14 protein-coding genes and 1 tRNA gene are annotated in these 12038 nt (G+C 53.6%); 6 read left to right on the top strand and 9 right to left on the bottom strand.

Annotated elements, in window-relative coordinates; translation table 11 throughout:
• The first annotated feature begins 99 nt into the window (after positions 1-99).
• Complete coding sequence (gene helD, locus IAE30_RS17345; RefSeq protein ID WP_200680475.1) at positions 100-2154, top strand: DNA helicase IV; 2055 nt, start codon at positions 100-102, stop codon at positions 2152-2154.
• Between the two features lie 3 nt (positions 2155-2157).
• Here the strand turns inward: helD and IAE30_RS17340 are convergent, their stop codons facing one another.
• Positions 2158-2619 carry a methylglyoxal synthase gene (locus IAE30_RS17340; RefSeq protein WP_034820416.1) on the bottom strand — a complete coding sequence of 154 codons (462 nt, stop codon included), beginning with the start codon at positions 2617-2619 and terminating at the stop codon, positions 2158-2160.
• 67 nt (positions 2620-2686) lie between these two features.
• The gene (locus IAE30_RS17335) at positions 2687-3313 is read right to left on the bottom strand and encodes a DUF2057 family protein (RefSeq protein ID WP_038647747.1); all 627 of its coding nucleotides are present in this window, start codon (positions 3311-3313) and stop codon (positions 2687-2689) included.
• 175 nt (positions 3314-3488) lie between these two features.
• Here IAE30_RS17335 and IAE30_RS17330 point away from each other — a divergent pair, with 175 nt between their 5' ends.
• On the top strand, positions 3489-3911 hold the full coding sequence (locus IAE30_RS17330) for a CoA-binding protein (RefSeq protein ID WP_038647745.1): 423 nt from the start codon (positions 3489-3491) through the stop codon (positions 3909-3911).
• Between the two features lie 32 nt (positions 3912-3943).
• Here the strand turns inward: IAE30_RS17330 and hspQ are convergent, their stop codons facing one another.
• The gene (gene hspQ / locus IAE30_RS17325) at positions 3944-4261 is read right to left on the bottom strand and encodes a heat shock protein HspQ (RefSeq protein ID WP_034820407.1); all 318 of its coding nucleotides are present in this window, start codon (positions 4259-4261) and stop codon (positions 3944-3946) included.
• A gap of 58 nt (positions 4262-4319) precedes the next feature.
• A complete protein-coding gene (gene rlmI, locus IAE30_RS17320; RefSeq protein WP_038647742.1) occupies positions 4320-5510 on the bottom strand; it encodes a 23S rRNA (cytosine(1962)-C(5))-methyltransferase RlmI in 1191 nt (396 codons plus the stop codon).
• An 82-nt stretch (positions 5511-5592) separates the two neighbouring features.
• Here rlmI and yccX point away from each other — a divergent pair, with 82 nt between their 5' ends.
• Positions 5593-5871, top strand: coding sequence for an acylphosphatase (gene yccX / locus IAE30_RS17315; RefSeq protein WP_038647740.1), 279 nt, complete (start codon positions 5593-5595; stop codon positions 5869-5871).
• Here the strand turns inward: yccX and tusE are convergent, their stop codons facing one another.
• The gene (gene tusE / locus IAE30_RS17310) at positions 5872-6198 is read right to left on the bottom strand and encodes a sulfurtransferase TusE (RefSeq protein ID WP_038647738.1); all 327 of its coding nucleotides are present in this window, start codon (positions 6196-6198) and stop codon (positions 5872-5874) included.
• Positions 6199-6298: 100 nt separating this feature from the next.
• The gene (gene yccA / locus IAE30_RS17305; RefSeq protein WP_200680521.1) at positions 6299-6955 is read right to left on the bottom strand and encodes an FtsH protease modulator YccA; all 657 of its coding nucleotides are present in this window, start codon (positions 6953-6955) and stop codon (positions 6299-6301) included.
• A gap of 224 nt (positions 6956-7179) precedes the next feature.
• Between yccA and IAE30_RS17300 the strand changes: the two genes are divergently transcribed.
• Positions 7180-7267, top strand: a tRNA-Ser gene (locus IAE30_RS17300).
• A gap of 256 nt (positions 7268-7523) precedes the next feature.
• Positions 7524-9143, top strand: a complete 1620-nt coding sequence (gene agp / locus IAE30_RS17295; protein ID WP_200680474.1) for a bifunctional glucose-1-phosphatase/inositol phosphatase — start codon at positions 7524-7526, stop codon at positions 9141-9143.
• A gap of 48 nt (positions 9144-9191) precedes the next feature.
• On the opposite strand, the gene IAE30_RS17290 is transcribed toward agp, so the two are convergent.
• Genes IAE30_RS17290 through wrbA form a run of 3 tightly spaced genes read right to left on the bottom strand, consistent with a single transcriptional unit; the run spans position 9192 to position 11469 of the window.
• Positions 9192-10565: an NAD-dependent succinate-semialdehyde dehydrogenase gene (locus IAE30_RS17290; RefSeq protein WP_038647734.1), complete on the bottom strand. Its 1374-nt coding sequence runs from the start codon at positions 10563-10565 to the stop codon at positions 9192-9194.
• A 53-nt stretch (positions 10566-10618) separates the two neighbouring features.
• Positions 10619-10849 carry a YccJ family protein gene (locus IAE30_RS17285; protein ID WP_038647733.1) on the bottom strand — a complete coding sequence of 77 codons (231 nt, stop codon included), beginning with the start codon at positions 10847-10849 and terminating at the stop codon, positions 10619-10621.
• Between the two features lie 20 nt (positions 10850-10869).
• Positions 10870-11469: an NAD(P)H:quinone oxidoreductase gene (wrbA, locus tag IAE30_RS17280; protein WP_038647730.1), complete on the bottom strand. Its 600-nt coding sequence runs from the start codon at positions 11467-11469 to the stop codon at positions 10870-10872.
• A gap of 312 nt (positions 11470-11781) precedes the next feature.
• On the opposite strand from wrbA, the gene IAE30_RS17275 reads away from it, so the two are divergent.
• Positions 11782-11946, top strand: a complete 165-nt coding sequence (locus IAE30_RS17275) for a general stress protein (RefSeq protein WP_071845623.1) — start codon at positions 11782-11784, stop codon at positions 11944-11946.
• Positions 11947-12038 lie beyond the last annotated feature (92 nt).

Below are 12038 nucleotides of genomic sequence, written 5' to 3'. Positions count from 1 at the left end.
GCAATATGTGTCGCCCAGTTTAACGTGTTTTAGGGCTGGAGCGCCAAGGGTCTGACAGGTAAACTGCGCGATAATTGAATTCCACAAGACGGTGCGGACATGGAACTGAAAGCAACATCAATGGGCAAACGTCTGGCTCAGCATCCTTATAATCGGGTGCGTCTGCTGGCCGCTGGCGTGGAAGTCAGTGGCGATCGTCACGAATATCTTATCCCGTTCAATCAGTTAATCAGCATTGCCTGTAAACGCGGCATGGTTTGGGGAGAGCTGGAATTTCACTTGCCAGAAGATAAGGTTGTACGCCTGCACGGCACGGAATGGCAGGAGACGCAGCGTTTCTTCCACTACTTGCAGCATGCCTGGCAGCAGTGGAGCCAGGAGATGAGCGAAGTCAGTGCACAAGTCTTGATGGCTCTGGAACAGGAGATCATCGCCTTCACGCAACAGGATCGCTGGTTAAAGCGCAGCGAACTGGCTACGGTAAAAGAGAGCATTCAACGCCAATTTTCCGCCTTACCGTTGCCACTTTCACGCATGAATGAGTTCGATAATTGCCGTGCGCGCTGGCAGTTTTGCCAGCAGTGGTTAGAGCAAGGTGAAACCGCCATTCGCCAGCGCAACCGTGAATGGACGACGAAGGTCATCAAGGACTACCACGAATTTTTCTCCACTGTCGAAACCACGCCGCTCAACGCTTCCCAGTGCGAAGCGGTGGTCAACGGTGAAGACGCCTTGCTGGTGCTGGCCGGTGCGGGAAGTGGTAAAACCTCGGTGCTGGTGGCACGCGCCGGCTGGTTGTTGAAACGCAAGCTGGCACAGCCGGAGCAGATTCTGTTGCTGGCGTTTGGTCGCCAGGCGGCCGAAGAGATGAACGAGCGTATTCAGCAGCGCTTAGGTGAGAGTGCGATTCAGGCGCGAACGTTTCACGCGCTGGCATTGCACATCATCCGCGAAGGCAGCAATAAGCAGCCGGTGATCAGCAAGCTTGAAAGTGACAGCAAGGCGCGGCGGCAACTGCTGATCGACACCTGGCGCGAACAGTGTAATAGCAAAAAAGCGCAGGCGAGCGGTTGGCGCCAATGGTTACAGGAGGAACTGGCGTGGGAGGTCGCTGAAGGCCCATTCTGGCAGGATGACAAGTTGGCGCAACGGCTGGCCTCACGCATGGAGCGCTGGCTGGGGCTGATGCGTATGCACGGCGGTGCGCAGGCCGCCATGATTGCCGATGTGCCAGAAGAGTATCGCGATAATTTCAGTAAACGCGTGAAACTGATGGCCCCGCTATTAAAAGCCTGGAAGGGTGCGTTGAAAGAAGAGGGGGCAGTCGATTTCTCCGGGCTGATCCATCAGGCGATTGCCATTCTCGAAAAAGGGCGCTTTATCAGTCCGTGGAAGCATATTCTCGTGGATGAGTTTCAGGATATCTCGCCACAGCGCGCCGCTTTATTGACTGCGTTACGTCAGCAGAATAAGCGCACCAGTTTGTTCGCGGTGGGCGATGACTGGCAAGCAATATATCGTTTCAGCGGTGCCGAGATGAGTCTGACCACGGCTTTCCACCACTACTTTGGAGACGGCGATCGCTGTGTGCTGGACACCACCTATCGTTTCAATGATCGCATCGGTGAGATTGCCAACCGCTTTGTGCAGCAGAATCCCCATCAGCTGCGCAAGCCGCTCAACAGTCTGAGCAAGGGGAATAAGAAGTCAGTCACGCTGCTGCCGCAGGAGCAACTGGAACCGTTGCTGGATAAATTAAGTGGCTATGCGAAACCGGAAGAGCGCGTGCTGATGCTGGCGCGCTATCACCATTTGCGTCCGGGCATCCTCGATAAAGCGAAAACACGCTGGCCGAAATTGCAGATCGATTTCATGACCATCCATGCCAGCAAAGGGCAGCAGGCTGATTTTGTTATTATGCTGGGGCTGCATGAGGGGCGCGATGGCTTCCCCGCTGAGGCACGTGAATCGATTATGGAAGCGGGATTATTATCCCAGCCGGAAGATTTCCCGGATGCTGAAGAGCGGCGCTTAGCCTATGTGGCCATTACCCGTGCACGTCAGCAGGTGTGGATGCTGTTTGATAAAGATCGGCCTTCCGTTTTTGTCGAACACTTCCGCGAATTGGGCGTGCCGCAAAGTCGGAAGGCCTGAACACTACGCTTTAAGGCGGTCGGCAAGATAGCGCTGATAATCGGGGATTTGGATCTCAAACTGCTGGGCAAACATCGGTGCCTGAATAATGAAATCTGCGGTGGCGCGATTGGTCGCCACCGGGATATTCCACACGGTGGCCAGACGTAACAGGGCTTTGACATCGGGATCGTGCGGCACCGCATTTAACGGATCCCAAAAGAAGAACAACACATCGATTTTCCCTTCGGAAATTAAAGCCCCCACTTGCTGATCGCCGCCCATCGGGCCGCTTAGCATGGCGTTGACGTCTAAACCGGTGTGGCGATTAATCAGATTACCGGTGGTGCCGGTGGCATAGAGCACATGCGGTTGCAGCGCGCTCTGGTTGGCTTTGACCCACTCCAGTAGTGTTGCTTTGCAGTGATCGTGGGCAACGAGGGCAATGTGTTTCTGAACGTTAAGGGTACGAACGGTCTGCTCCATAGGGCTTCCTGTTTCTTCTCATGCATTAATTTTAAGGCATGAGTTTACCCCTGACATTTCAACACTATCAACTTGCGCGTAAGGTTTTCATCCAACTGATAAATCTCAGGCGTGTAGCAGCATCAAAACGCTGAAACCACTGTTGCAGATAAGGTAACTCCCCCGCATCCTGCCAGGCAAAATCGAGACTCATCTGGGCATCCGACGCACTCACCGATTGCAGCGCAAAGCGAGGAACCGATGCCGCCTGGGCAGTACGGTTATAATTCAACATGGCCTTTTCCAGATCGCTATCACTACCCAGTGGTAAGCGATCGCGCACGCTGGTGATTTCATTGCCTCGTTCATCAACTAGCTGGAAATTGAGCGCCTTATCGAACGTGCTGCGTTCCCGGCGGTTGGCCAAAGCGGGTAAACGAATCGCGACTGAAGTGGCGCTGGCATTGAACGTGACGATCATCGGCACCGACTGAAAATGCGTGGCATCCGCACAAGGTTTTTCAACGCGAAACAGGAATTGATGCTGCCCACGCTCCAGCTCCAGGCTGTCCGCGCCTTTCAGCAACGAGCCTGAGATTTTGCGACCATCGAGCACCAGCAAATCGATTTCAGGATCGAGTTTCAGGGTGATGGCATGGCAGGATGCCGATACGAGTAACACGAGTAAACTCGTAACAGCCAAAGACAGCTTCATTTCAACTCCCGGAGGATGGGGATTAAGGGTGATGTGTAGCAAATTATTACATTATGGCAGTAAATTTACATTTTCACATATTTATTCGTGCTGAGGCGCAAAGTTTTTATCCGAGGGGCTTGCACTGTGTCACGCAATGGCAACTACACTCAGGCGAACGAACAAGGAGAAAAAAATGAATGATCAAACGATTCGTGATGTGTTGAGCCGAACCAAACGCATTGCATTGGTCGGGGCGAGCGATCGCGCCGATCGCCCAAGCTATGGTGTGATGAAGTTTTTGCTTGATCAAGGTTATGAGGTTATTCCGGTGAGTCCAAAACTGGCGGGACAGCAATTGCTGGGGCAGACCGCTTACGCCACGCTGGCAGAAATTCCGGGTAAAGTGGATATGGTAGATGTGTTTCGCAATGCTGAGGCCGCGTGGGGTGTGGCACAGGAAGCGATTGCCATTGGTGCCGATACACTGTGGCTGCAATTGGGCGTGATCAATGAGCAGGCGGCAGTGTTAGCAGGAGATGCCGGCATGACGGTGGTGATGGATCGTTGCCCTAAAATTGAAATTCCGCGCCTGGGCATAGTGCCCCTGGCGCAGTAAAACAGCAACGGCGACCAAGGTCGCCGTTAGCATTAATGGCGCAGGCTGGGTGCCTGCAACTGCTGCCGGATAGAAGCGGCGAGTTCATCCATCGAAGGTTGCTCAGGATGCTCATACGACGTTTCACCTGCTAACTGAATTTCGGCGACATAGGTGTGTACCTGTTCACCTTCTTCATCTTCCATCACCACGTGATACCAGGGTGCGGCACGCAGGGTTTCACTGGCGGCCACATCATCCTGTTCGGGTTCATCGAGTGAAAACTCCGGGTCGACATCCACGATAACGCCGAGCACCCCGGAGAGACGGTGACGGACCTGCTGTCCAATTCCAAATTTACTGGTAATCATTGTGCCTCCCAAAACTGTGCCCTGTCTCTAATATGGAGGCAGGGTGCAGATTTTCAAGTCACAGCACGCGGCAGGCAAATCCTTTCAGATAAAGCCCTTCAGGATAGCTCGCGATCACGGGATGATCGGCTGCCTGACGGAACTGCTCAACAAATTGTACATCACGACCCGCATCGACTGCGGCATCGGCGATAATTTTCTGGAACAGATCGGTGGCCATCAGTCCTGAGCATGAGAATGTCAGCAGAATGCCGTTAGGATTGAGCAACTGCATCGCCAGCATATTGATATCTTTATATCCGCGGCAGGCGCCCATCAGCTGGTTCTTGTTCTCAACAAACTTCGGCGGGTCCATTACAATGACGTCAAACTTTTCGCCGCTGTCACGATAGCGACGCAGCAGTTTGAACACATCATCACGAACGAACTGTGCACGCGATAGATCGAGGCCATTCAGCTCCACGTTCTGTTTTGCCACATCCAGCGCATCCTGTGACGTATCCACGCTGATCACTTCACGGCAGCCGCCCATCAAAGCTGACACGGCAAATCCACCGGTGTAGGAGAAACAGTTCAGCACACGAGCGTTCTCAGCGTAGCGGCGCGTGGCAAAACGGCTGTCACGTTGATCAAGGTAGTAACCGGTTTTATGGCCACCCTGAATGTCGACCAGCAATTTCATACCGTGTTCGGTAATCGGCAATAGCGGCGGAGGCAACTCGCCGGTCACCGGACCTTGTGTCAGTTCCAGTCCCTCTTTTTTGCGCACGGCAACATCAGAACGATCGTAAATAGCGCAAGTTGGGAAGCATTGCTGCAAAGCAGAGAGAATCGCCGGACGTTGATATTCAGCTCCGGCAGAGAGCAGTTGCAGCACCATAAAGTTGCCGAAACGGTCAATGGTCACGCCAGGCATGCCATCCGATTCACCGGCAATCAGGCGATAGCTATCAAGGCCATCGCGCTGCGCCAGCCATTCGCGCCACTGCTGCGCTTTTTCGAAAGCACGCACAAAAAAGGCGATGTCGATTGACTCATCCTGCTGCCAGCTCCAGACGCGCGCGCGAATTTGTGACTGCGGGGAATAAGCGGCACGGGCCAGCCATTTACCATTGCTGTCGCAGACATCAATGGTTTCACCAGACTGGGCTTTGCCTTCCATACGGGCAACGGCACCTGAGAACACCCACGGATGGCGGCGGAGCAGGGATTTTTCACGTCCCTTAGCGAGAATCAATCGAACAGTCATGTTTGCTATGCTTACCTGAAAAAATGAGGCGCCATTTTCCGGTGGATGGCGGCAAATTGCAACGCACAATGGGGAGATCGCCATGGCGAACACTTGCTATAAAATTTGGGTGCACGGTATTGTGCAAGGCGTGGGCTTTCGTTATTACACGCAGTCACAGGCCAATAAATTAGGCGTTACTGGCTATGCGCATAATCTGCGCGACGGCAGTGTTGAAGTGCTGGCCGCTGGCGATGAACAAAAAGTGGATGCGTTAATCGCCTGGCTAAAAGCAGGTGGGCCGACCAGCGCTCGGGTTGATAAAGTGCTGGTGGAACCTCATCAACCCACGCCGATGCCCACGCGATTTACGACTGGCTAATTACAAACACTTGGCAGGTTTTGGCAAACCGGCAATTTTAGTGGCTTGTTTTGCCGGACCTTCCGGGAACAGTCGGAACAGGTAACGGCTATTGCCTTTTTCCTCGCCATATTTCTGCGCCATGGCTTTCACCAGCATGCGCACCGCAGGGGAAGTATTGAACTCCTGATAGAAGGCGCGCACAAAGTGCACCACTTCCCAGTGAGCCTCACTCATCACAATGGCTTCATTCTCCGCAATCACCGCAGCGAGTGCTTCGCTCCAGTCCGCACTATTTTTTAAGTAGCCTTCCGCATCGGTGGCGATCTCTTTACCGGCAAAAATCACAGTTATTCCTCACAGCATTAAGGCGCGTATTGTAAGTTCGCCTGCGGTAAAAAAGCAAAAACCCCGCCGAAGCGGGGTTAGTCGTGTTAACTACAATGACTTAATCTTTGCTGGCGAAACCTAACAGGCTCAGCAGACTGACAAAGATATTGTACAGCGAGACATACAAGCTCACGGTGGCGCGGATGTAGTTGATTTCGCCGCCATGAATGATGTTACTGGTTTCCCACAGAATCGCACCCGCAGAGAACAGGATAAACAGCGCACTGATCGCCAGATGCAGCGCTGGCAGTTGCAGGAAGATATTCGCCACGACCGCAACCAGCAGCACCACGAAGCCAGCCATCATCATGCCGCCGAGGAAGGACATGTCACGACGTGTGGTCAGGACGTAGGCCGAGCAGCAGAAGAACACCAGCGCTGTGCCGCCCAGCGCCATGGCAATCACATCGCCCATGCCCGCAGCGAGGAAAGAGCTCAGAATGGGACCGAGGCAGTAACCGAGGAAGCCGGTAAAGGCGAAGGCCGCCAGAATCCCTGCCGGGCTATTTGCCAGACGGTAGGTCAGGAACATCAGACCGTAAAAACCGACCAGCATCAAAATTAAGCCCGGAGAGGGCAGAGCAAACACGGTGCTGAGCGTGGCGGTGACCGCGGAAAACGCCAGCGTCAGGCCCAGTAAGAAGTAGGTATTGCGCAGCACTTTGTGGGTGCTGATCAGCGATTGCTGCTGTGACGAGCTAATTATTCTATCCATCATGCGCTCCATTATAGAGAGAGAACACCAAATATGGCCTGAGGATACGCAACGGCTCCCAGACAGCAAAGTCGTTTTACCCATCTTTACGCGATAAATTGCTGTTTCACTGAGCAGAATGGTGATTTTGACAGCGAAAAAATGGATTTTGGCTGTTTTTCAGGCGAACGATTCAATCCACGCTTTACATCGTTCGGGGGGATGTTTATAGTGCGCCTCATTGCGGAGGGGTGGCCGAGTGGCTTAAGGCAACGGTCTTGAAAACCGTCGATGGGAAACCATCCCAGAGTTCGAATCTCTGTTCCTCCGCCATATTAAAGAAGCCCGCAGAAATGCGGGCTTTTTGCTTTTCTGCGTTCCTGAATTCCGAAAAACATCCCGTTGCTTTTCAATCTGCTGCCGTAACCCGACGGCACGCGCGTTTACTGCTATATTCCATTCACGGTTTTTGTAAACATCTGGCGATTTTCCGAGGCAAGCTGGGTTACACTGTGCGGTAATTCGCTCAATGGCGAGCTAATCGTCTGAATGCCAGAGTGTTTCACTGATGAATTATGGAATAGGCACAATGATCAAGAAACTGAGTCTTTGCGCGTTGTCAGTTATCGCTGCGCTCCCGATCGGTATGTCTGCTTACGCGGCAGATGGAGATATGCAGTTACAGCAAGTGCTGATGCTGAGCCGTCACAATCTGCGCGCACCGTTAGCCAACAACGGCAGCGTGCTGGAACAATCCACCAAGAAGAATTGGCCGCAGTGGGATGTGCCCGGCGGCGAGTTAACCACCAAAGGCGGCGTGCTGGAAGTCTACATGGGTAACTATACCCGTCAGTGGCTGGCACAGCAGGGCCTGGTGGAAAGCGGCACCTGCCCGGATAGCAGCAACATCTTCGTCTATGCCAATAGCCTGCAACGTACGGTAGCGACCGCGCAGTACTTCATTACCGGTGCTTTCCCGGGCTGTGATGTTTCCGTGACGCATCAGGATGCGATGGGAACCATGGATCCTATCTTTAATCCGGTGATCACGGACGGCAGCGACGCATTCAATAAGAAAGCGCTGGCGGCGATGACGGCTGCGAATGAGAAGCTGGCGCTGAAACCGGCTTTCCAGCAGTTAGAAAAGATTGTTGATTATAAATCTGCACCGGCCTGTAACGGCAAAAAACAGTGTGATCTGAGCAGCGGCGATAACACCTTCAGCGCGGAAAATGGCAAAGAGCCTAACGTGAACGGGCCGCTGAAAATCGGTAATTCCCTGGTCGACGCCTTCACGCTGCAATATTACGAAGGTTTCCCCGCCGATCAGGTGGCCTGGGGCCAGATCAAAACCCCTGAGCAGTGGAAATCTCTCGCAGCGATCAAAAATGGTTATCAGGATGCGCTGTTTACTTCTCCCGATGTTGCACGCGAAGTGGCCGCACCGCTGGTGGATTACATCCGCAGCCAGTTAGTGGATCAAGACAAAGCGAACGCACCGAAAGTCACGGTGATGGTGGGGCACGATTCGAATATTGCTTCACTGCTCAGCGCATTGCAGGTTAAGCCATACGAGCTGCCGGGCAACGATGAGAAAACGCCTATCGGTGGCCAGGTGGTGTTTGAGCGTTGGCACGATGCTAAAAACAACAAAGACCTGCTGAAAGTGGAATACGTTTATCAGACCGCAGAACAACTGCGTAATGCCGATGTGCTGAGCCTGAAAAACCCGCCGAAGCGCGTCACGCTGCAACTGGCAGGCTGCGATGCCGATGCCAATGGTTACTGCAGCTGGGATCAGTTTGCTACCGCGTTGAATACTGCTCTGCAGGGCACACCGCTGCAGCCAGCTGCTCCGACTCCGGCAGCGCAGCCAGCGGCACAACCTGCGCCTGCTGCCAATGACGACGCGAAGGCCAAAGCAGATCAAGCCGCGGCTGATAAAGCGGCCGCCGACAAAGCCGCAGCAGATAAAGCAGCGGCGCAGAAAGCGGCTGATGCTAAAGCTGCTGAAGAGAAGGTGAAGGCGGATAAAGCGGCTGCGCAAAAAGCAGCAGAGGATAAAGCGAAAGCCGAGAAAGCCACCGCGCAGAAAGCGGCGGAGGACAAAGCGAAGGCCGATGCCGCTGCAGCGCAGAAAGCGCAGTCAGATGCGACGCCAGCCAAGCCGGAAGGCGAGGCGGCAAAACCGGCACCTGCCAGCAACTAGCGTTGCTACCATGAAAAAACCCCGTCGCGACGGGGTTTTTTATTTGCGTTAACCAGCCACGACCACCAGCTTTTGGTTCGCAAACTCCTTCAGGCCAAGATCGGACAATTCGCGTCCATAGCCTGAGCGTTTCACGCCACCAAACGGCAATTCTGCGGCGGTATCGCTTTGGGAATTAATAAACACCATACCTGTCTCGATCTGCGATGCCATGTTGCGCCCACGCAGAATATCGCGCGTCCAGACTGAACCGCCTAAGCCATAGTGCGAATCATTGGCCAGCGCGACGGCGGTGCGATCGTCAGCCACCACATAAACCTGTGCGACGGGTCCAAAAAACTCCTGGTAATAGGCAGGGTTTTGCGGCGTAAGACCGGTGAGTATGGTCGGCTGATAATAACAACCCACGCCTTCAATCACTTTGCCGCCCAGTTCAACATGCGCACCCTGCTTAATCGCATCTTCAACCTGCTTCACTAAACGGTCGCGTGCCTCTTTCGATGAAAGCGGACCCAGCGTGGTGCTCTCATCCAGTGGATCCCCCGGTTTGGCCGATTGCAGGGCCGCACTAAACTTCGCCATAAACTCAGTCGCGATTTTTTCGTGCAGAATAAAGCGTTTAGCTGCTGTACACACCTGACCACAGTTGCTCAATCGCGCCTGCGCACCCTGGCGCACAGCTTCGTCGATATCGGCATCGTCCAGCACCACGAATACATCATTGCCGCCTAACTCCAGCGTGGATTTTTTCAGATGCTTACCAGCTTGTTCCGCCACGGCGCTGCCGGCACGTTCAGAGCCCGTTAGCGCGACACCTTGCACGCGCGGATCGGCAATCAGATCGGCGACTTGTTGATTCGAGATAAACAGATTGGTCCACGCACCCTTTGGAGCACCCGCTTCTTCAACCAGTTTTTCGAAGACATCCGCACAGTGCGGCACAATGTTGGCATGTTTCGCCAGCACCGGATTTCCCAGTGCCAGATTTGGTGCCAGCACACGCATCAGCTGGTAATAAGGGAAGTTCCAGGGCTCGACGGCCACCACCACCCCTATTGGGTGATACTCAAGCCAGGCATCGCCCACCGTACTGGGATAGGGTTGTGCCTGTAACAAGTGAGCCGCATGTTCCGCATAATATCTGGCGATCTGTGCGCAAATTTTTACTTCACCTCGGCTCTGCCCGATTAACTTGCCCATTTCACGACTCGCAATCTCCGCTAATTCATCAACGCGTTGATCAATCAAATCGGCCAGTCGGTGCAGCACCTGCAGGCGTGGCTGCATATCGCCTTTGCACCACGTAGAGTGGTAGAGTTCGTCAGCCGCGCTGAGTGCCTGCTGCATGAAGGTGTCATCGTGATTAGGCCAGGATTTCAGCAACTGATTATTGGCCGGGTTGATGCTTTGGTAGGCTGACATAAAGGGTTCCTTGGCAGAAAAAATGACAAAGGCGGGACATGCCCGCCTGCGTTTTAAACGTTTTTACGCTCGACGGTTTTGTCGTCCCACGTCAGAACGTCCTGATCGGTCTTATCAAAAGCGCGGAGTAGCACATCGTCGCTTCCTTGCTGACGCCAGATTTCTTCCGCGAGTCGTTCGTCATAATTCGCCACCTCAAAAATGGCTTCAGCAATTTCAGGTGAGGTGTGGCGCAGCGTGGCCCATTCGCCCACGTGGTGAGCTTTCGACTGTTCTGTGGCCATAAAGGTCTCCTGTTGTGGATTTATCCTTGCAGTTTTACCGCCAGTCCGGCGACGTATTGGCCCTGATAGCGGGCAATTCCCAGTTCCTCCGCAGACGGTTGGCGTGAGCCATCACCGCCAGCAATCGTGGTGGCGCCATAAGGCGTACCGCCCCGAACCTGAGAAATATCGAAAAGTTCTTTGGTGCCATAACCAATGGGCACGATGACCATGCCGTGATGGGCGAGAGTGGTCCATACCGAGGTAATCGTTTGTTCCTGACCGCCACCGGTGCCAGTCGAGGCGAATACACTGGCGAGTTTGCCGTACAGCGCACCAGAGGCCCACAATCCACCAGTGCGATCCCAGAAATTACGCATCTGACCGGCCATGTTGCCAAAGCGGGTTGGCGTACCCACGATGATGGCGTCGTATTGGGTTAAATCTTCAGGTTTTGCTTCAGCCGCTGACTGATTCACCTTGCCGCCCACCTGCGCAAATCTCTCCGCATCCATGCTTTCCGGTACACGAAGAATAGTGACTTCTGCACCGCTCACACTCTTTGCGCCTTCAGCCACGGCTTGCGCCATGGTTTCGATATGTCCATACATTGAGTAATAAAGCACCAAAACTTTTGCCATGGTTTTCTATCCTGCTGAGGGTGATGAGTATTCAGAAGTATAGAAGAGACTGCGTAAGGTGCCGGAAGGGAGGATATATGGGGGCAGTTCAGTGCTGCGCTTTTTGCCGGGCTAACCGCTTGTAAGCTGGAGATTAATCTGGTTTATGATGGATAATTAAGTGAATTATGTGTTTCAAAGTGTGAATATTAGCTGAATGTCTAGTTGAGTTGACTATTCTTTCATCAGGCGGCGCGAATACTACGTCGTCTCTCTTTTCACCCTATTGGATGAAAAGGTCTAACCACAGATGCTCAATCCCTGGAGGAAATGATGGCACAACATCGTGGAGGATCAGGTAATTTCGCGGAGGATCGCGAGAGAGCCGCGGAAGCCGGACGTAAAGGCGGCAAAAATAGCGGCGGTAATTTTAGGAACGACCCGCAACGCGCTTCCGAAGCAGGTGAAAAAGGGGGACGCAGTCGCAGCAAGAAGTAATGTGATTGTGTTTGATTCCCCCTCCGCCGGGTTCGCCCGGCGGTAACAAAGATTGCATTTCCCCTCATGACCAGGCAAAAATGACCGCCAAT

It is taken from the genome of Pantoea sp. S61, assembly GCF_016625145.1.
GTDB lineage: Bacteria > Pseudomonadota > Gammaproteobacteria > Enterobacterales > Enterobacteriaceae > Pantoea > Pantoea rwandensis_B.
This window is presented reverse-complemented; position numbering and strand designations above follow the sequence as displayed.